Below are 20,999 nucleotides of genomic sequence, written 5' to 3'. Positions count from 1 at the left end.
CCAGTTATGACATAATCATCAGCTAGGTCTGATCCTGCTCAATCAATTCAATCCATTCGTTATATTCCGTCTGCAATTTCGTATATTCATCCCGCAATTGGCGGTAATCTGTATTCAGTTGCTCCGCCTTCTCCTGCTCCATCTCACGTTCAACCTGCAGCAAACGTAACTGATTGGCCGCAAGTTCATACCGCTCACCGATATCCAGCAGTTCATTTTCCATCGTCTGCTTTTCTTCGATTGCTTCCGCACGCTGCTGGGCAAGCTGCTGCCGCTCGTGTTCCAGCTCTTCTACCTTCTCCACACTGGCAGCACTTTCTTTCTGCCAGAGATTCAATTCATTCTCCAGTGTAGTCCATCGATCTTGCCAGGACTGTTCCTGAGCCGCCCATTCATCTGCACGACGTTGCCAAACCTGATCTTGTTGTTCCGCTTGTTGTTCTGCTTGTGCTACTCTTGAGCTTAGCTCAACTTCCCGATCAGTCAGCTCTTTCAGGCGAGAGGAGAGCTCTGCTTGTTTGGCAGACAATTCTTCATGCTTAATCTGCCACTCAAGTGCTTCTTCTTCTGTCTGAGTCAGTATGCTACCTTGTTCATCGATACGCCCAGATAGCTGATTAGCATTCTGTCTTGATTCTTCAAGCGCACGCACGATTTCTTTCTTTTCTTCGCTCATCTCATTCAGCTTGCGAGTATAGTCTTCTTCACGCTGCAGTGCATCACCATAATCCTTACGGATTTGTTTATAATTTTCCTGCAGCTTGTTCAGTTCTTCACGAGCTTCATTCAATTCACCATCAAGCTCTTTATGTTGTAGCTCCAGACGACCAGCTTGCGCAAGATAACGTTCTGCTTCTTCGCTGGCGTGACGAGCTTCTTCTTTAACAACGGATAATTCATCATGAAGGGACTGTACACCAGACTCTAACGTTTCATTCTGTTCTGCAGCTTCAAGTACCTGTGTCTCCAATTCGCCGATCTCGATCAGACGTTGTTCAGCCTGCTCTTTCCAAGACTGCTCGCTCTGCGTCAGTGCACCAAGTTCATGTTGCAATGTGCGTACTGCCGCATGGGCCTGCTCAAGCACTTTTTGCAACCTGCGCTGCTCATCCTCGGACTTCACTTCGGCTTCACGGAGTTTTTTGATTTCCTGTTCAAGCTGACCGTGCTGATCCTGTACTTTTCGCAGTTGTGCTGTCAGAGAAGATTCACGTTCAACGGTCTCGTTATACTGCTGTTTCCATTGCTGTTCCGCTTCCCGGAAATGTTCGGCCTCAGCTTCTGTGTTGCGGAGTTGTTCAGTCAGCAGAGCACTGTCCGCTTTTAGTTGTTCCAGCTGCTGCTCCAATTCCGTAATTCGACGAAGCTGAACATCTTGCTCCTGTTTGTATACGGCTTGTTCACTGCGCAACGTTTCAGTTTGATTACGCTCGTGTTGGAGCTGTTGCTCCTGATCCACAACAACCTCTTGAGCATTCTTGAGCTGCTTGCGTACCTCGGCTAATTGGCCTTCAACATCGATTAAGCGCGATTTGGCCTGTTTACGTTCTTCTTCCAACTGCTGCTTCAGCTTGCCTTGCTCTTCTTGCAGCAAAGCTTCAGCAGTTGCCGCAGCTTCGTTCGCCTGAGTCTGAGCTGCTTCATGGATTTGCTGAAGCTGTTCTTCATAAGCCGCTTCTTTTTCCATCCATTCCAATTCCGCCAGTTCGGATGACTCCTTGAACGTTGCATTCAGCTGTTCAATCTCATCCAATCGCTTCTGCTCTGCTTGTTGCTGCAGTGCGGCTTGTTCTTCTTTTGCCTTCTCAGTCAGTTCTCGAGCTTGATTGACGGCAGCTTGCTCTGCCTGCTGTATACGCTGCTCCATCTCGGACTGAAGTTCACGGTATTGAAGCTGGGCTTCTTCCTGAACCTTTTGCAATTGAGACTCGGCTTGTTCCAATTCAGACAAAATTGCCGCTTCTGCTTGCTCCTTCGCCGTTTGTACTTGCTGTGCAGCCTGCACCTCAATTTTTTGACGTTCTGCCACGGCCCGAGCTTCGGCTTCTTTCAGTTGAGCTGCCGTCTTATCCTGCAGCTCCTTGTATTGTGCAGCCGCTTTAGCTTGGGCTTGCTGCAACTCATTTGCTGAACGTGTCTGTGCTTCTTTCAGCTGAGCTGCCGCCTGAGTCTGTGCATTCTTGAGTTGATTCGCTGCTTTTTCTTCTGCTTCTTTGAGACGCGCCTGTGCCTTCTCCTCAGCCGCTTTCAGTTGCGCCGCCGTTTGAGCCTGAAGCTTTTGCTCGCGACCTGCTGCCTGAGCGCGTTCCTGCTCCAGTAATGTATTCAGCTTGGCTACTTCTGCCTGCTGATCCTTCTGGAGTTTCGCGATGGCCTGTTCCACCTCAGCCTTAAGTTTCATTGCTTCAGCGAGTTCTTGGTCACGGCGTTCCAGTTCCTGCTGATGTTCATTTTGTATGGCATTCAGCCGATTGAGTTCATTTCTCAATTCGGTACGTTCACCGGTCAGCATTTTCAGCTCATTCCGAATTTCCTGAGTCTGAAGAGACTGCTCAGCCATATGTACAGCTGCCAGAACTGCAATACGCGGGGTATCCAGTCGGGAATTATGTTTGGAGATGGCGCTCATTCGCTCATCCACCAGGTTAGCTACTTGTTTCATATAGTCGGCACTGCTGCCAACCAGTTTATAGGAAGTCCCGTAGATCTCTACGGTGACGCGTGTACGATCAGGTATAGTCACAGTTGTGCCCTCCTTAAAGTCTGTATGTTGATTCTAAGCTGTAAAACAAAAAAAGTCACATCGATCCTCTAATGCTAAGGATTCGATGTGACTTCAAGCAATTCCTGCTAATCTTTGTTCAAAAAATTGACTTATGTTCTATTTACGCAATTCGGCTCCAAATTGCTCCTCCAGACGAGCAACAACACGAGCATGAACCTCGGTAATTTCCTCATCTGTCAATGTGCGTTCACGGTTGCGATAAACGAGAGCCATCGCTACGCTCTTCTTGTCTTCACCCAACTTGCTGCCTGTAAACACGTCGAATACCTGTACGGTTTGCAACAGTTCCCCAGCAGATTCACGAATTGAGCGCAGCATATCCCCAGCTTCGATTTCTTTACTCACAACAACTGCGATATCCCGCTCAACTGCCGGGAATCGTGGAAGCTCACGATAACGGATATCCGCATCCGCTTCACTATAGATAGCTTCAAGCCCGATCTCTGCGAGATATACATCGTTCAAATCATATTGCTGTTGCAGTTCAGGATGCAATTGACCCATCGTACCAATCAGTTTGCCCTCTCCGCCATCTTTTGCTTCAAGGTATACCGACGCGGAACGACCAGGGTGGAAGCCTTCTGGACTGTTTGCTACCAGGCGAATGCGCTGCTCCAGGCCCACATAGGCGAACAGGTTCTCAAGTGCACCTTTCAGATCGAAGAAGTCCACTTTCTCTACTCCCACATTCCACTGCTGGGATGCACGATTTCCAGTGAGCAACAAGCTCAGGACCGGAATTTCATGCGGTTGCTTCGTCAGCTTTTCTTCTTCAGTGAAGAACACACTACCTACTTCGAATACAGCCAGTGAATCATGTTTGCGGTTCATGTTATACACCGTGGCATCCAGCATTTGCGGCAAGATGCTCTTACGAAGCACGCTGCGGTCCTCACTCATTGGCATAGCCAGCTTCACGGCTTTATTGCCTTCTGTTAGAGAAGGGAACAAGGATACTTTATCCGGGTGTACGAATGAATAGCTGATCATTTCCTGCCAGCCACTACCTGCAAACAAACCACGAATGGTACGGCGCATTGCTTGTGAACGCGTGTAAGCACCCGGTGTTGTTGGTCCTTCGATCAACGTGGTTGGAATATTGTCGTATCCGTACAGACGGGCAATCTCTTCAAACAGATCCACATCAAGTGTAATATCCCCTCTGCGGCTAGGCACTTCAACATCAAGCAGACCCTGCTGCGCATCACCACATGCAAAGTGCAAACGAGCGAAGATGGTTTTCACTTCAAGCAGGGACAACTCGGTTCCCAGATAGCGATTCAGTTTATCCAGCGACAGCTGCACAACATGTTTATCCGCAGCGGCTGTTCCAGCTTCCACAATCCCCTGATGAACTTCGCCTTCCGCATAACGCTGAATCAATTCAGCCGCACGGTTCAATGCCGTAATGACAGCAGCCGGATCGACTTCTTTCTCAAAACGCATGCTTGCTTCGGAACGCAGCCCCAGTTGGCGCGACGTTTTCCGAACGGTTCCGCCGTCGAACTTGGCGGATTCCAGCAACAGATTCACTGTGGTTTCCGTTACCTCGGAATTCTCGCCACCCATAACACCCGCAATGGCTACCGGTTTCACGCCATCCGTAATGAGCAGCATATGCGGCTCCAGCTTGCGCTCCTGGCTATCCAACGTCACGATCGTTTCGCCTTCTTTGGCCATCCGCACTTCAATATGGCCCTTCTCCAGCTTATCTGCATCAAAAGCATGCAGCGGCTGTCCGTATTCCAGCATGACATAGTTCGTGATGTCAACGATATTATTGATCGGACGGATGCCAGCGGCCATCAAACGGTTTTGCATCCACTGCGGGGAAGCTCCCAGCTTGATCCCAGTTACATAGCGGGCTGCATAATGACTGCATTGTTCGTCAGCCGTAATCTCAACCGAGATATGATTCGCAGCCGCATCACCGATTTCCACCAACTTTTGAGTTGGATCAGGCAGTTTCACTTCACGACCAAGAATTGCACCTACTTCATAAGCTGCACCCAGCATGCTCAAACAGTCGGAGCGATTCGGTGTCAGGTCCAGTTCAAGAACATGATCGTCAAGACCAAGCACTTGGCTGATTGGTGTGCCAATTTCCGTTTGTGCCGGCAATACGAGAATGCCTTCTTGTTGGTCCTTCGGCAGCAACTTGTCGTTCATGCCCAGTTCTTTCGCAGAGCAGATCATGCCAAGGGAAACAACGCCGCGCAGCTTGGCTTTTTTGATATCGAGTCCACCAGGGAGCTTCGCTCCTACCAGGGCAACGACTACCTTTTGACCGGCATCCACATTTTTCGCACCACACACGATCTGCAGATCTTCTTCCTGTCCGGCATCAATCACACATACATTCAACTTATCAGCGTCAGGGTGTTTCTCCTTACTCTTCACGTAACCAACAACCACTTTGTTTACGCCCTGGTTCCGGTTCTCCACTACATCAATCTCAATCCCCGCACGGGTGAATTTCTCTGCCAACTCCTGCGGTGCCACGCCTTCCAGCGCGATATAATCAGACAGCCAATCTGTCGATACTCTCATGGACGTTCACTTCCTAATCTATGAATTGGTGTTGCAAATGAAGGGCGTTCGCCCTGTATGCTACTTCGGTAATTACAGTCGTCCGAATTGTTTCAGGAACGCCATATCACTGTTGTAGAAATGACGAATATCATCAATGCCATATTTCAGCATGGCGATACGCTCTACGCCCATTCCGAATGCAAACCCACTGTATTTCTCCGGATCATAACCGCCCATCTCGAGCACTTTCGGGTGAACCATACCGCCGCCCAAAATCTCAAGCCAACCGGTCTGTTTACATACCCTGCAGCCACTGCCACCACATTGCACACAAGTCACATCCACTTCAGCACTTGGCTCTGTGAACGGGAAGAAGCTTGGACGGAGACGAATTTCGGTATGTGAACCGAACATTTCGCGTACGAATTGCAGCAAGGTACCTTTCAGGTCACTCATGCGAATGTTCTCACTAATAACCAAACCTTCAACCTGATTGAACTGGAACGAATGCGTCGCATCGTCATCGTCACGACGGTATACTTTACCCGGACAGATGACTTTAACAGGCACTTCACCTTTCATGCTTTGCATCGTACGAACTTGAACCGGTGACGTATGCGTACGCATCAGCAGATCTTCTGTTACATAGAAAGAATCCTGCATATCACGTGCCGGGTGGTTCTTCGGCAGGTTCAGTGCTTCGAAGTTGTAATAATCCATTTCAACCTCAGGACCTTCCGCTACGCGGTATCCCATACCGATGAAAATATCTTCGATTTCCTGTACCACTTTGGTCAGTGGATGCAGTCCGCCTTGACGTCCGCGACGTCCTGGCAGGGTCACATCAATTTTTTCGGATTGCAGACGTTTCGCCGTCTCTTCCTTCTGGAACTGCTCCTGCTTGCTGTCAATGACTTCTTCAATCGCCCCGCGAACATCATTGGCAACCTGACCAATCACCGGACGTTCCTCTGCACTAAGCGCACCCATACCGCGCAAAATCTCGGTCAATGCACCCTTTTTCCCCAAATACTTTACACGCAGATCACTCAGCGTCTGTGGATCGTTCACGCCAGACAGTTGCTCCAGCGCTTCGATCTTTAATGCCTCCAAACGTTCTTTCATGTGTAAATGCCCCCTTTATGTGGTTTAATGCAACAAAAAAAGGCCTTCTCTCCCCTGAAGGGACGAAAAGACCGTGGTACCACCCTTGTTAGACATTCAGTGCTGCCCGGCCCTTCCGGCCTGCAACATGTTTGCCTCACTCTATACGGAATAACGACCGTTAACCGTTACCCCCTACTGACTCCTGCGATGAATCGCAAGATATGGTTCAGGGAACCGCTCCGGAGTGAATTTCAGCAGCCTTGTTCTACAGAAACGCTCTCAATCTACGGCGCTTCCTCCCTGTACAGAGGCACTGCTTACTTGTCTCCATCATCACGTTTGCATGTCAGATAAACCTTCAAATTTACTGATGATCGTCCATTATTATATGCAAAATCGCCCGAAATAGCAAGCTGTAAAGCCGCATGATCAAACGTTAAGCCAAAAAGTAAAACGGCATAAGCTTCGTCAATCGATTACTTCTGTTTTCGCAGCTCGTGCAACTGTTTTAAACGACGCTGAATTTCGCGAACCTCGGCAACTTCAGCCGCCCGTTCAATTACATCATCAGGCTTAGTCAACACATCATTGCCCCCACTGTTCATGGGAGATAACAATTCGGATAAACGCATTTCAAGCCGCAGCCGTTCATCATCTGACTCCCGAACCTCAAGGGCAGACTCTCGCAGTTTGATGGATTGCTCCCAGTCCACCACTCCGCCTTCATACAGTGTAGCCTTCCCACCGGGTTCTAAATCAAGCAAGCGGCTGGCGAGTACTTTGGTCAACATACGGTCATGGGATACGAGTACCAGTGCTCCGGATGCCTGCTTCAATATATTCTCCATCACTTCCTGTGTGTCAATATCCAGATAATTGGTCGGTTCATCTAACACCAGTACATTAGATCCCCCGAAGTACAACCGCAGGAATGCAACTCTGCACTTCTCTCCCATACTCAAATCCCCAATACGCTTGAACACATCATCTCTTGAGAATAAAAAGCATCCGAGAATGGTACGTGCAGCACTTTGTGTCATGGATGGAAGACTGAGCAAACAGTCCAGAAGTGTCTCTCTTTCCGGTAACCCCTCAAGCTCTTGCGAAAAATAACCGATCTTCAGTTGTGGATGACGTGTCACTTTGCCCTGGGATGGTTCCAGATCTCCAATCATCAGTTTGAGCAGTGTCGTCTTGCCTGTGCCATTCGGACCACGTACGGCAAGACGATCTCCACGTTCGACTGCAATCCGGAGATTGTGAAGCAATGTCGGGCTCCCCGGATAAGCAAAGCTAACGTCTTCCAGTGCAAGGAGTTGGCGGGCAGCCAGCGTGTTCACCTGCAGCTCCATGTTCAATTTTGCAGCTTCGCGGGGTTTATCCACGCGTTCCTTCTCCAGGCGCTCCAGTTGCTTTTGCTTGGCATGGTAGCGGGAAATGTTCTTGTTGGCTTTCGCTTTGTAAAAGCTCTGAGTTATTTTCACTTCCACATCGCTTGCTGAATTATGAGCCTGATGAAACCACTGCTGATAATTGCGAATCGTCTCTTCTAGCGCTTTCCGTTCCAGCTCCTGCTTGCGATAGGTTGCTTCCTGCTCACGTAATTCGCGTTTCTTATGGCCTTTGTAATCAGTGTAACCACCTTTATATTTGGCCAGTGCATCCGGACTAAACTCAATGACACCCGTTGCGACCTGATCAATAAAGGTCCGGTCATGAGAAACAAACAACAATGTTCCAGCATAGGCCGAAAGCCATTCTTCAAGCCAGCGCATGCTCTCTTCATCCAGATGATTCGTCGGTTCATCCAAAATCAGAAATTTGGGTTTACTGACCAATAATCCTGCGAGACGGGCCTTCGTTTTTTGCCCACCACTCAAAGAATGATACGGCCGATTCCAATGTTCCGACGATAACCCCAGACGAGTCAGTACCTTCTCTACCTCAGTCTCCCACATATACCCGTTCAATTGCTCATATTGCTCCATCGCTATCGTATAAGCTTCGAGCAGCCGCTGCTCATCTGCCGCTCCACTGTTGCTCATCCGTTGTTCCAGTATTTCCAGGTCACGCTTTACTTCGTAAATCCGTCCACTTTCCTGCCGGACAGCATCAAGCACATTCATCTCAGGCTTGATCAATGAGCGCTGGCGCATGAAACCCCACTCCTGCTGCGGAATGTGACGTTCGATGCGTCCGCCACCTTCTTCTTCTCCAAGAATGATGCTTAATAAGGTGGTCTTGCCACAGCCGTTGCGACCTAGAATGGCTAGCCGCTCACCTTCATTTATTTCAAGATTTAATCCTGCAAACAACTCATTCCCGTTCCACTCTTTCGATACTTCATGTAGGCGTACCAATGTCATCATGAGGCCTCATCCTTCCTGCAATTCAAAATAAAAAAACCGCTGGCATCAGCCGGCGGTAGGCAATTCAGGATTGGATAAAGCGTCAAAAAACAAGCATAAGATACCCCACGGTATGAACAAAGAACCCTTAAAAGGGTACACACAAGCAAAGCCAGAACAGCCTGCCTGTTTCCATACCTGATCCCATAGCTGAATTTGGACACACGAATCCCCTCATTGCTCAGCCGCTTTTTGGCTGACTGCGTCATAAACTCTCTGCAGTTACTGGGGTTCAATTCATGTGTTTTACTTCATGGGACGTATGGTTACCTCTCATTCATGTGTAGTATCGATTTCTCCGTTATTGTACCAGATGATGGGGAAAAAGCAAAGGTTTTGAATTTGGAGTCAGTGATATTCTCCATTCAAACATGACTTAAAATACACTAACTAACTTCTAGAAAAAGAAAAAACCCTTGTTTTCACAAGGATTTCAGGTGTTGCATTAGTTAAGCGGGTGATGGGAATCGAACCCACGCTATTAGCTTGGAAGGCTAAAGTTCTACCATTGAACTACACCCGCATATAAAAATCGGGATGACACGATTTGAACATGCGACCCCCTGGTCCCAAACCAGGTGCTCTACCAAGCTGAGCTACGTCCCGTCAAGTTCCGAGGAACATTAACATGAATTTTACAAAATTAATATACCATGATCATCCAATGCTTGCAACTTCTTTTTACCATTTCTCCCCTAATCTTTCGAAACAAAACAAGACAGAAGCGTGTCCACGCCCCTGTCTATCCTTACCCCGTGGGTTTATCCACATCTCTCAAAAATTTTTTTTCAAAATCGGCTGCCACAATGGGTTTGCTGAAAAAGTACCCTTGAGCCTCATGACAATGCTGATCACGAAGAAATGAAAGCTGGTCCTCATTTTCAACGCCCTCAGCTGTCACTTTCAACTGCAGGTGATGAGCCATCGACGTAATGGTCGACACAATTGCCGCGTTATTGCTGTCCTCCATCACTTCATTGACAAAGGAACGGTCAATCTTGAGGCGGTCAATCGGCAAATCTTTCAAATAGTGCAGTGAACTGTACCCGGTACCAAAATCATCAATACTGATGTGCACACCAATTTCCTTGATTTTGCGCAACTGCTCAAACGCACGATCCTTGTCAAACGTCATGCTCTCCGTAATCTCGAGCTCAAGCCAAACAGGTTCCAAGCCTGTTTCCTTGAGAATGCCGCTGATGTTGTCCAGCAGATGGGAATGTCTGAATTGTCTCATGGACAGGTTAACCGATACACACAGCTTGCGGTAACCTGCTTCTTGCCAGCGCTTGTTCTGTGCACAGGCCTCACGCAATACCCATTCTCCAAGTGGCACGATCAGCCCACTCTCCTCCGCAAGAGGAATAAATTCCCCAGGGGATACTGACCCTCTCAGCGGATGCTGCCAACGTACCAAAGCCTCCATACCCACAATCAAACCACTAGCTAGATTAACCTGCGGCTGATACACAAGATAGAACTGCCCTCGATCCAACGCTTTGCGCAAATCATTCTCAAGCTGCAAACGTTCTTGGGCTTTCATCTGCATCGCATGAGCATATCGGTTTAGCTCTATTCCCTGCTCTTTGGCATTATGCAGCGCTGTATCCGCATTTTGGATGATCTCTTCCGGTGAGTCTCCGTCATGCGGAAATATCGCCATACCAATACCCAACGTGAGATGGTACTCGTTCCCATCCACCGTTACAGGTTTTTCGAACAGTTGCAAGATCGATCTAGTCCGTCGCAACGCCGTATCTGTTGTGCAGAAGTCTGTCATTGTCAGTACGAATTCATCTCTTCCCAGTCCGAACACTTCCTCTCCCGGGAGCGAAGAATGATTCAAACGCTGTCCAACCTGACGAAGTACACGGTTTGCCGCTTGTTGCCCCAACGAATCATTAATCGTTTTGAACCGATTAATATTCAATACCAAGACTCCAACAAGCTGCTCCTCTACCATAGCTGCATTCATCATCACTTTCAGTCGCTGAGAAAGACGACGGCGATTCGGCAGCCCTGTCACATCATCATGGTGAGCAATAAAGTTCATTTTAGCTTCAGCCACCTGTTGTTTGAGGAAAGGCGTATCCACCACAGACGAATACAGTCCCTTCTGGATGAAGAAATAACCCAAACAATCGCTTAACAGACCTAGCAACAGATTGAGATCATTAATCTTCGTAGCAGAGACAAAGTAACATTCTCCAAAGAAGAAACAGAGGATTGCACAAAGGATGGTAGGCAGATCACCATCTTTACCTTTTTTCCATTGAACGAATAACACAACAGCAGTCACGCCATACAGGATTCCGATCAGAAAATGAATTCGGGTAAACATGCCTCCAAGTACATTGCCCACCAGCAAGTTCGGCAGTACAGCCCATTCCTGAATAGCCACTGTATACAAAACAACAAAAATGCCGAGTGTTCCGCTGAAGAGTAAAAATTTGCGTGGTAACGCAATTTCCCTCTCGCTAACTGCATATATGAACAGCAAACCTGCCGCACAAACAAGAGATCCCAGCGACATCATCTTCAGCGAGAATTCTGATTCCACCATTGCGCCATTCGGCATTTCTTCGGCAAAAGAAACGATGTGAACCAGTTCAAATAAACCAATTAATAAAAACAGTGTAGTCATAAGGACCCTTCGGAGGGTCAGTCTTTGAGTCTGAAATAACCAGCTTTGATTATAAATGCCGATACAGGCCGCTGCTGCAGCGAAGCCACCCAAGAGTGTCAAAACCGGGTAACCCGATATGATCAGATCAGAGCTTGCAGAGGAACGAAACCATTGACTTGCGAGGAAACACAATAAGCCGCCTATCGCGACCCAACCTATTTTTCTCTGATCTTGCTGATTAGCCTTCATGCCGTGTTTTCCTTCCCGGGATCACCTATCCTGAAATAACTTTAACGATATAAATTTACATTGTTACAATATTCGACATTTTTACATCTACCAACGTTCAATTCACATGCGAATACATGCTATCTGGTACATAATAACATTTATTTCCGCAGACGTGAACAAAAAAATAAGCACTCCTAGGAATATTTATTCATAGATATGTAGAAAAACAAGGCAATAAGAACTAAAAAAACATGAACTCCTCATTGGAGTCCATGTTTTTTTGATTTGCAACTGTATTTTAGACTAATTTTCGCCACATATGCATCATTCGACTTAAAACGCTAATGCGCTAAAGTTATAGTCGTATTAGATCCATCTCTTGTTGACTTGAAGTCAATCTCAAGAATTATGCAACAAGCTTATTTGTCAAAATTCACTTCTGGTGTTGTCAATTTATCATAGAAATCAACAACCTTGTCTTTGTCTTCCGACGAACGCAGTGCCATCGCCGAGCGAGGATGCTCGTCCAATGTACCTGTAATCATATAAGGCAAAATGTAACCCCACTCTTCTTTTTCACGGAGAGGGACCATCAATTGCTCCAATACACCCAGTACTGGACGCAGGTTGTATTTTGTGCCTTTCAAATGAGCAACGAGCAGTTCAGTAGGACAGTTTCCTGCAGCACGTCCCATACCGTATACGGAAGCATCCAGCAGTTCAACGCCAAGCTCAGCTGCTACCAACGAGTTCGAGAACGCCAGTTGCATGTTATTGTGTGTGTGAACGCCAAGACGTTTGTTCGGCAGATGAGTTTTGAACTTCTCCACCAGATATTTCACATCGTTATGATCCAGGCTTCCATAGGAGTCTACTATGTATACAACATCCACAGAACTTTCCTTGATCAGTTCAAAAGCTTCCAGCAGTTCATTTTCCATAACATTAGACAATGCCATAATGTTCAGCGTTGTTTCATATCCACGATCGTGGAATGTTTGAACCAGAGCAAGTGCCTTGTCTACATCTTTGCTGTAACAAGCTACACGGATCAGATCCAGCATGCTTTCGCTGCGCGGCAGAATGTCATTTTCGTCCACACGTCCAACGTCAACGAGTGCAGACAATTTGGTATTGCCTTTTTGCGGAATTACTTTGCGCAGGAAATCATCATTCAGAAAACGCCATGGTCCTGCTTCTTCTGCACCTTTCAAGAGCTTAGGTGAGTTTTTGTATCCAATTTCCATATAATCAACGCCCGCTTCATTCAATCCAGCATAGAGCTGTTGAACAAAGTCCACGCTAAAGTCCCAGTTATTTACCAATCCGCCATCACGGATTGTACAATCTACTATTTTGCAATGATTTGTCTTCATTAATGTCTGCTCCTTTTCTGACCAACTTGTGTATTCCTCTCATGATACTTGAACGTAACAAGAAAAGTAAAGGGATTCCCGACTTATTTACTTCGATAAGATTTCCATATCCGATCAATCTCACTCATCTCGGAATCGTCTGGAGATTTCTTCCCATAGCGCACAACGTTATAGGTATCTGGTAGCATTGCAGAGAGCTTCTGATCATCTTCTCTGGCCCCATGCTGAACAATCGTCTCCGCAGCCTCCAGTGGCGTATGTGCACCCTGTATATGCACGCCCCGATGTGCAGCTCTGTCAATCCACTTTCGATAATAATATCGAACACGTTCAGCTTCCTGTGAGGGCAGCGACTCCTTCTTGCGGAACCAGGATTTGCGCGTTTTTGCAGGCACCTCTAACGTTTCGCTAATGTCCACATACTCCGTCCGGGGTTCTACCTTCTTCTGACCGGGCTGCAGTAGCCCTTTGAAACGCTCCATAAGTTTGTTTATCGCCTTCTGTCCCAAACGTAGGATAAGCCACAAGATCACAACTGCGACAGCCCCCATGACTACCCAACCCAGGATATCCCAGAAAACAGAGGGCTCCCCTGCCGGTTCCATCCCTTCAGGTATCATTGGCGGTTCATTTGGAGCTGTAGGCGTAATAGGTGGCTCCTGATTGGAACTCGAACCTATTAAACCTCTGATCCAAGCAAGCAGACGGTCACGCAGTGGTCCTAGCCAGGCAACAAGACTGGGAAAAGCACCAATTCCTGCGATCACAATCAGCATCCATAACAGACGCTGATGATTCGCCCGGGCAAACTTACGTAACACGATCCTTTTTGAGCCATCATTTAATATCGCCCGATCCAGCTGCACACTGTATTGGCCTACCAACCAGCCAACAAAACTGATTAATCCCGCTGCATATATGGTTCCGGTGTAAGCCCGAAGAGGTTGCATGAATTCAATTCCATTGGCCGCCCCACTAAGCACAATTGCACTGACTACACCCCAAATCTGCAAGCGCCAAATCAAAATCGAACGGAAGACAGGTTGAAAATTCAACCCAATATAGGCTGAAATAATACCCCATACCACTGCCGTCAGCAAATCAGGTAAAGGAAAAGCCCACACTAGTGCGATAACCAATGAGACCAACAGCCCCATAAGCAACGCTGCACCCCATCGAATAAACGTGTTTTTTTCACTGATGGTTGGTAACCTGTGTTGTACCCACTGACCTAACCAGCCAGCAATAACAAAGATAGCCATTAATGTGTATGGAAAATGTCCCGTTGCATAGAGAGAAGTAAGCGTTAATAGCGGATAGAAATATACTCCAATCAACAGAACGGCCGACAAGGATAAAAGTACTTTTTCCTTGGTATTGTTGCTGTTGGACTCATTCATGCACTCACCGCCTTGGAATCGCTTTTCCCGCCCTCTACGGGGAGTACGGTCACACGGTGGCCTTGCTCATGCAAACGCGCAATTTCATGTTCCATAGCTGGAGATACATAGGACGTAATTAAGAGATAACTGCGAACCTGCTGAGCCTCTTCATTCCGTTCGACCTCATCACTCAGGAACTGCTCCATGGGAACCATGCATTTCAGCTCCGTCTCTGCCATAGCTTCCAGTAACATTTCCAGATGAGGACTGCCGTAATCTGGCTCAATCCGTAATGGATCACGCCCTCCACTTACACGGTAGCCATTATGAGCAAATCCTGCGGGTAACCCTCTTCCAATCGCATCTACCGCGGCTGTTGCCGCATAACGGAGTGCCCGTTCGATCATCTCGGGGCGGGTAACGACACTCCACATGTCTGCTGACTCCTGAATGTTAACCACAATCCAGGATTGAGGGTCCGCAGTCCATCCCTGCTTATAAACCTGCAATTCTCCTGTGCGTGCACTCGCTTTCCAATGAATACGGTTCATCGGATCACCCGCACCATACGGTCGTACCCCGAGAATCAGAAAGGGATCTTCAACAATCCAACGGGATACTTCAACCTCACCCTGCCATACCTGATAAATCGCAGGCAGATCCTCCGCATGAACAAGTGAAGGATAGACGACCATGGACAGATGAACGGGAATAGGCTTCGAGGTACGCCAAAGGCCGAACAAGTCCCCTCCGGTCATGGTTACGGTGTTTAACGTGTAGATCCCACGTCTACTGCATACAAAAGGATGCTTGCGCGTAATACGGGTAAACGGTTTCAAAGTAAAGATACTTTTATGATTCTGATAAATATCTCCCTGACTGATATCCATGCCTGAGCCGGAACGGAATACAAATGAAACTGGCATCATAGCTTCAAGTCTGAGCCATGGAACCGATATTCGTTTTTCATTCGCAATCGTCTCAACCATCTCCAGCTCATCCCCGGCGTAACAACGCATTTTGCTGAACTGTCTGGTATACTTCAGCTTGCGTAAAGCCGGACGGCCGAACCATATGCCGTGTACTCCAATAACAATGCCTCCAACAACGACAAGCCATAGTAATGCCATATGTTATCGCCCGCTGCCTGTAGCAAGATTCTCCGTCGGCACTTCAATCTGGCTCAGAAGTTCCTGAATAATACGCTCCGCCAAGCCCTCTTGTTGTCTCACACGGTTACGGAATACAAGCCGATGGGCTAACACGGGCTCCGCCAATAATTTAATATCATCAGGGAGAACGAAGTCTCTGCCATGTAAAGCAGCCCAGGCCTGACTTGCCTTGAGCAACGCCTGAGCTCCTCGTGGGCTTACGCCCAGTGAAAGCTCGGGATGCTGCCTAGTCGCTTCTGTCAGACGGATAATATATCGTAATAGATCTTCGTCGATTTGGACCGATGTATAAGTGCTCTGTGCCTCAAGCAGCTGCTCGCGACTAATGATAGCGGACAGATCGGCAACAGAAAGGCTCGCTACCGTACGTCTCAGAATTTCTACACTTTCTTCACTGCTTGGATAGCCCATTCGGATCTTCATCATGAAACGATCCATCTGTGCCTCGGGTAATGGAAAAGTTCCCTGGTTATCTACCGGGTTTTGTGTGGCAATGACGATAAATGGTCGTTCCAGCTGTCTGGTTGAACCATCAATACTGATCTGCCGTTCCTCCATACACTCCAGCAAACTGGATTGGGTACGCGGTGTAGCCCGGTTAATCTCATCTGCCAGCACCAAGTTGGCAAACAGGGGGCCAGGTCTGAATTCAAAGTCACCTTCTTTTTGGTTGAAAAAATGAATACCTGTCAAATCGGATGGCAACAGATCCGGTGTGAACTGAATACGCTGGAAGGTACAATCCAGTGAAGAGGCTACAGATTTGGCCAACATGGTTTTCCCCGTACCGGGTACGTCCTCCAACAGAACATGCCCTGAGGCAATGATGGCTGTCATTACAAGCTCAATCGTATGGTCTTTTCCCACAATGATCTTCCCTACATGGTCCATTAGCTGTTTGTTCATTTGTTCCATTCCCTGGATATTCATAATTGGTTCTTCCTCCCGTAAATTGAGCTATGTATTCGCATTCATTCTAACTATAACCCTAATCGTCCCAACAAAAAACAACAGGAATCGGCGGGTAGGCCAATTCCTGTTTTCATAACTCTTGCCTCTACACCAAGGGAAGCATAATGATGAACCGGGTGCCTTCCCCTTTTTTGCTATCCACAGAAATATTGCCTCCGTGATTTTTGATAATGCGGTAACTCACGGAAAGTCCCAGCCCTGTTCCGCTCTCCTTGGTGGTGAAAAACGGGTCAAACAGGCGCACAAGGGTGTTGTGGTCCATTCCCTGTCCATTATCAGCAATGGATATCTGCACATACTTGTTCTCGGTTCCCGTAGAGATCTGAATCAAGCCAGTATGCTCTTCGCCCACATCCTCGATGGCATCCATTGCGTTTTTAACCATATTCAAAATTACCTGCTTAATCTGTTTGACATCAATGGACACATTTAACGGGACTTCTGCTTCATCCAGGGTGATCTCGCACCCCTTCATCAATCCTTCGCTTTCTGTCAGCAAGACCACCTCTTTGAGCAAAGAGTTAACAGAAATAATGGTCTTCTGAGGAGCTGACGGTTTCGAGGAATTCAGAAATTCGTAGATAATGTCGTTCGCCCTGTCAATCTCCGTTAGAATGATTCGAGCGTACTCGTCTTTCCCCAATTGCAACAAATGAGGACGAAGCAACTGGATAAATCCCCGGATAGCCGTCAAAGGATTGCGAATCTCATGGGCAATCGATGCCGAAATCCGCCCCAACATTGCAAGTTTGTCATTCTGATAAGCGGTCTGCTCAATCTGTTTATAATCGGAAACATCCTTCACACTGAAGAGGAAGTCCCCATCCATCTGATCCCCGTACGTTACTGTAACCAGCCAATGCCTGCCATACTCGTCAATCAATTCATGATAGCGCTTACGATGAAAGATAGTTTCCCGATAGATGCGTAAAATTTTCTTTTTCTTGAATCGGCTCATCTGTGGATGATGCAGCATTTGCATCAGGGTGCAGCCGCTCAATAGACTCCTAGGAAGCTCCAACAATTTTGCCATTTGAACGTTAATAAACGTCAATACACCGTTACTGTCAAACAACATTATACCGCTATCCAGATGTTCCAGGACATTCTCATACTTGTTGTTATCCAGATGTACAGGCGGGAATCCATTCGTTGGTCGAGGCACTGTATCCTGAAATTCACTAATCATGTCAGGTTCCTCCTTTTCACGTAAATGATAAACTTGCCATTCGGACATCATATCATCACAGAAACAGGAAGGGCCGATTTTATTTTTCATTACCGGTGCCCTTTCATTAGGGGGCTGAGCCGAAAATATGGATGGCATGTCCGGAACCCAAGCTGGTCTATTCCGGGTAACCAAGAGTCGATCCGGAAAACATTATACGTCTGTTCCATTCTAACCTTCTCCTATTCCCAAACACGAACATTTTTTGCTCCGCCTCTTTTGCAAGTCTGTTTTTATCATAGACAAGTTTATAGAAGGGAGTCAATCGGAGAAAGTGTCGAATGGAAATTATTTTAAGAAAAACCGTGAATTAGTTTCTATATACAACAAAAACGAAGCTTATTCGCTCGATTAGCGAATAAGCTCCGTTTGTATAGTTTAAATTTTAAATAATTAAATTCAATCTATAGTCCACTCTTGTTATGCTGAATTTTGAGTCTGCGCTGACTCATGACGGCTAAGCGACGCTTAAGTTCACTTTCCCACTTCTCATCCTTCATTTCCTTGGCAAGACGAAGTAGATCCAGAGACATGTCGATCTGACGCTGCACAATGACCATAGCATCCTCGCTTTCACGATTCACGCAATTTTCAAAAATCGCATCTTCGTCTTCCGTCACGTAATCTTGAAAATCAATCTCCGACGCACCATCTCCATGCGCATATTCAGCCAAAATTTCATATTCATTTTCCACTTTATAATGCACTTCTACCCGGTGACACACCGGACAAAACAGCAGGGGAACATTATGAACCTGGGTGCGGTAATGCTTCAGCGTGCCCTTTGTTCCCACCATACTTGCCCCACAACAGTAACTCATTTTTGTTCACCCTCCTTATAACGTGCCGAGACTTTTTAATGGATAGCAGTCCCGTACACTTCAAGCACTTCCGAAAAAGGAATAGTTCCATCAGTGTATCACATTCATGTACAAATTATAAATGCAGAGCACCGGAATATTTACCGGGTTTCCATACCCTATTCGCCTTAAGGCCCTTCGATTCCTCTTTCCAGAGATAAAATGAAGGCTTTCTTCTATTACATCATTACCACGTTTACGTCCCTGTTTAAACACTTTTCTTCCTTTAGGCTTTATATTCTCGCAAAAGGGTGCAAAAAGCCCTCAATCCCATGAGGGATGAGGGCTTGAACAATAAACGTTCAAGTTCAATCAGGCTTACAGGTTGTTGTCGCCTGGTTTCCAGTTCATTGCACACAATCCACCGGATTGCAGAGCTTGCAGTACACGAAGTGTTTCTTCAACACTACGGCCTACATCATTGTGGTTAACGACTTGGTATTTCAATTCGCCTTCTGGATCGATGATGAACAAGCCGCGCAGTGCAACGCCTTCTTCTTCGATCAGAATGCCATAATCTTTAGCAACTTGTTTCGTGATGTCGGAAGCAAGTGGGAAGTTCAATTGACCAAGACCATTGCTGTCTTTAGGTGTGTTGATCCAAGCTTTGTGGCTGTGTACGGAGTCAACGCTCACGCCAAGAACTTCAGTATCCAAAGCTTTGAATTGCTCAGCAGCATCACTCAAAGCTGTAATTTCAGTTGGGCACACAAAAGTGAAATCCAAAGGATAAAAGAAAAATACGAGCCATTTGCCACGATAATCGGACAGTTTTACGGAACCAAAGTCTTGTCCATCTCCCGATACTGTTTCCATTGCAAAATCCGGTGCGGGTCTACCAACCAAACGTTCTGCCATAACTAACAATTCCTCCTTTGGGATTATGTAAGCACTCACATTGAATGCTCATCATCAAGAAAAACGAGAACGCTTTTCCTGTAATTAAAATGGGTTTGTTACTTGATAACAAGTACAAGTAAAATGTTATCATCCGGACTTCTCAAAGTCAAGATTATAATCGTTGTTTTATTATAATAATTATAAATAAGGATTTTTCGTGGCAAAAATCATAAAGATACAGCCCTCTGCAATTCCGGATCGGAGCAAAGGGCTGTACTGTTCTTACTATTATTAAGCCTGTTTCTGAATTGCCGCGACAATCAGATCGCCCATTTCCGTCGTGCTGATCGCTTTGCTCTTGTCTACAGCGATATCGCTTGTACGATGTCCCGCATTTAGTACATCAGACACAGCTGCTTCAATTGCATCAGCACCTTCTGCATAACCAAAGGTTGTACGGAACATCAATGCCAGCGAAAGGATCGTTGCGATCGGGTTCGCCAGTCCTTGACCTGCGATATCTGGTGCTGAACCGTGTACTGGCTCATACAGACCAAAGCTGCCTTCACCCAGCGATGCAGATGCCAGCATGCCGATCGAACCTGTCAGCATCGCTGCTTCATCACTAAGGATATCTCCGAACATATTTTCAGTCACAATAACGTCAAAGCTGGATGGACGACGCAGCAACTGCATTGCACAGTTGTCTACAAGCACATGTTCCACTTCAACATCCGGATATTCCGGTGCTACACGGTTAACGACTTCTCTCCAAAGACGGGAAGTTTCCAGCACGTTAGCTTTATCTACCGAAGCCAATCTTTTGCTACGTCCTTGGGCAATTACAAAAGCCTGACGAACGATGCGCTCCACTTCAGTTACATTATATACGCATGTATCCACTGCTTCTTCGCCTTGTGCACCTTCACGTCTGAACTTTTCACCAAAGTAGATTCCCCCGGTCAACTCACGCACGACCATCAGATCCGTACCTTCCAGCACTTCCGGTTTCAAGGTGGAAGCATCCTTCAAGCAATCAAATACCACTGCCGGACGCAGATTTGAGAACAATCCGAGCGCTTTGCGAATGCCGAGCAAGCCTGTTTCCGGACGCAATTCCTTGCTGTTGTTGTCCCATTTTGGACCACCAACGGCTCCGAGCAGCACAGCATCTGCACTCTTACATACTGTCAGTGTTTCTTCAGGAAGCGGCGTACCTTTCTCATCAATAGCGATTCCACCAAACAGCGCATGCTCTGTCTCAAAACGGTATCCGAACACTTCCTCCGTACGTTTGAGAACTTTCTCTGCCTCTGCTACAACTTCAGGACCAATTCCGTCACCTGCGATAACTGCAATTTTTTTCACGTCTGCCATGGGTTGTCCACTCCTTATATCCATTCATTCGGTTATTCACTTCAATAATTAACGTGTCATTTTTAACTCTCTCCTTTGTATCATATTCAGAGGTCATTTGACC

General features: G+C 46.9%; 13 protein-coding genes and 2 tRNA genes. All 15 read right to left on the bottom strand.

Annotated features, from left to right (window positions below; all coding sequences use genetic code 11):
* Window positions 1–22: 22 nt before the first annotated feature.
* Window positions 23–2,743 (bottom strand): cell division protein ZapA, encoded by a 2,721-nt coding sequence (zapA, locus tag AC4PM4_RS18610; RefSeq protein WP_491614259.1) that lies wholly within the window; start codon window positions 2,741–2,743, stop codon window positions 23–25.
* A gap of 138 nt (window positions 2,744–2,881) precedes the next feature.
* On the bottom strand, window positions 2,882–5,335 hold the full coding sequence (gene pheT / locus AC4PM4_RS18605; protein ID WP_491614258.1) for a phenylalanine--tRNA ligase subunit beta: 2,454 nt from the start codon (window positions 5,333–5,335) through the stop codon (window positions 2,882–2,884).
* Between the two features lie 72 nt (window positions 5,336–5,407).
* Entirely contained in the window at window positions 5,408–6,442 is a 1,035-nt protein-coding gene (pheS, locus tag AC4PM4_RS18600; protein ID WP_024628331.1) for a phenylalanine--tRNA ligase subunit alpha, read from the bottom strand.
* Window positions 6,443–6,900: 458 nt separating this feature from the next.
* The gene (abc-f, locus tag AC4PM4_RS18595) at window positions 6,901–8,793 is read right to left on the bottom strand and encodes a ribosomal protection-like ABC-F family protein (protein WP_488731387.1); all 1,893 of its coding nucleotides are present in this window, start codon (window positions 8,791–8,793) and stop codon (window positions 6,901–6,903) included.
* A gap of 491 nt (window positions 8,794–9,284) precedes the next feature.
* Window positions 9,285–9,355 (bottom strand) — tRNA-Gly (locus AC4PM4_RS18590).
* 9 nt (window positions 9,356–9,364) lie between these two features.
* Window positions 9,365–9,438 (bottom strand) — tRNA-Pro (locus AC4PM4_RS18585).
* 142 nt (window positions 9,439–9,580) lie between these two features.
* Entirely contained in the window at window positions 9,581–11,707 is a 2,127-nt protein-coding gene (locus AC4PM4_RS18580) for a bifunctional diguanylate cyclase/phosphodiesterase (protein ID WP_090808643.1), read from the bottom strand.
* A gap of 401 nt (window positions 11,708–12,108) precedes the next feature.
* The gene (locus AC4PM4_RS18575) at window positions 12,109–13,065 is read right to left on the bottom strand and encodes an aldolase catalytic domain-containing protein (protein ID WP_063564204.1); all 957 of its coding nucleotides are present in this window, start codon (window positions 13,063–13,065) and stop codon (window positions 12,109–12,111) included.
* Window positions 13,066–13,148: 83 nt separating this feature from the next.
* Entirely contained in the window at window positions 13,149–14,465 is a 1,317-nt protein-coding gene (locus AC4PM4_RS18570) for a hypothetical protein (protein WP_072734048.1), read from the bottom strand.
* Window positions 14,462–15,577, bottom strand: coding sequence for a DUF58 domain-containing protein (locus AC4PM4_RS18565; RefSeq protein WP_072734049.1), 1,116 nt, complete (start codon window positions 15,575–15,577; stop codon window positions 14,462–14,464). The genes AC4PM4_RS18570 and AC4PM4_RS18565 overlap by 4 nt, the downstream gene beginning before the upstream one ends.
* A gap of 3 nt (window positions 15,578–15,580) precedes the next feature.
* A complete protein-coding gene (locus tag AC4PM4_RS18560) occupies window positions 15,581–16,549 on the bottom strand; it encodes an AAA family ATPase (protein ID WP_063564201.1) in 969 nt (322 codons plus the stop codon).
* Window positions 16,550–16,676: 127 nt separating this feature from the next.
* Window positions 16,677–17,780, bottom strand: a complete 1,104-nt coding sequence (locus tag AC4PM4_RS18555; protein ID WP_063564200.1) for an ATP-binding protein — start codon at window positions 17,778–17,780, stop codon at window positions 16,677–16,679.
* Window positions 17,781–18,223: 443 nt separating this feature from the next.
* Window positions 18,224–18,640, bottom strand: coding sequence for a hypothetical protein (locus tag AC4PM4_RS18550; protein WP_024628323.1), 417 nt, complete (start codon window positions 18,638–18,640; stop codon window positions 18,224–18,226).
* A 357-nt stretch (window positions 18,641–18,997) separates the two neighbouring features.
* Window positions 18,998–19,537 (bottom strand): peroxiredoxin, encoded by a 540-nt coding sequence (locus tag AC4PM4_RS18545; RefSeq protein ID WP_024628322.1) that lies wholly within the window; start codon window positions 19,535–19,537, stop codon window positions 18,998–19,000.
* 273 nt (window positions 19,538–19,810) lie between these two features.
* A complete protein-coding gene (leuB, locus tag AC4PM4_RS18540) occupies window positions 19,811–20,896 on the bottom strand; it encodes a 3-isopropylmalate dehydrogenase (protein WP_024628321.1) in 1,086 nt (361 codons plus the stop codon).
* Between the last annotated feature and the right edge of the window lie 103 nt (window positions 20,897–20,999).

The organism is Paenibacillus sp. MDV22-iso6 (assembly GCF_058408365.1).
Note: the sequence above shows the minus strand (reverse complement) of the source record. Positions and strands in the feature narration are given on the sequence as shown.

Bases quoted from the DNA above. Each gene is read 5' to 3' on its own strand.
- AC4PM4_RS18560 (WP_063564201.1), bottom strand. From the start codon at position 16,549: ATGAATATCCAGGGAATGGAACAAATGAACAAACAGCTAATGGACCAT.
- AC4PM4_RS18555 (WP_063564200.1), bottom strand. From the start codon at position 17,780: ATGATTAGTGAATTTCAGGATACAGTGCCTCGACCAACGAATGGATTC.
- AC4PM4_RS18570 (WP_072734048.1), bottom strand. From the start codon at position 14,465: ATGAATGAGTCCAACAGCAACAATACCAAGGAAAAAGTACTTTTATCC.
- AC4PM4_RS18545 (WP_024628322.1), bottom strand. From the start codon at position 19,537: ATGGCAGAACGTTTGGTTGGTAGACCCGCACCGGATTTTGCAATGGAA.
- AC4PM4_RS18575 (WP_063564204.1), bottom strand. From the start codon at position 13,065: ATGAAGACAAATCATTGCAAAATAGTAGATTGTACAATCCGTGATGGC.
- pheS (WP_024628331.1), bottom strand. From the start codon at position 6,442: ATGAAAGAACGTTTGGAGGCATTAAAGATCGAAGCGCTGGAGCAACTG.
- leuB (WP_024628321.1), bottom strand. From the start codon at position 20,896: ATGGCAGACGTGAAAAAAATTGCAGTTATCGCAGGTGACGGAATTGGT.
- pheT (WP_491614258.1), bottom strand. From the start codon at position 5,335: ATGAGAGTATCGACAGATTGGCTGTCTGATTATATCGCGCTGGAAGGC.
- AC4PM4_RS18580 (WP_090808643.1), bottom strand. From the start codon at position 11,707: ATGAAGGCTAATCAGCAAGATCAGAGAAAAATAGGTTGGGTCGCGATA.
- AC4PM4_RS18550 (WP_024628323.1), bottom strand. From the start codon at position 18,640: ATGAGTTACTGTTGTGGGGCAAGTATGGTGGGAACAAAGGGCACGCTG.
- abc-f (WP_488731387.1), bottom strand. From the start codon at position 8,793: ATGATGACATTGGTACGCCTACATGAAGTATCGAAAGAGTGGAACGGG.
- AC4PM4_RS18565 (WP_072734049.1), bottom strand. From the start codon at position 15,577: ATGGCATTACTATGGCTTGTCGTTGTTGGAGGCATTGTTATTGGAGTA.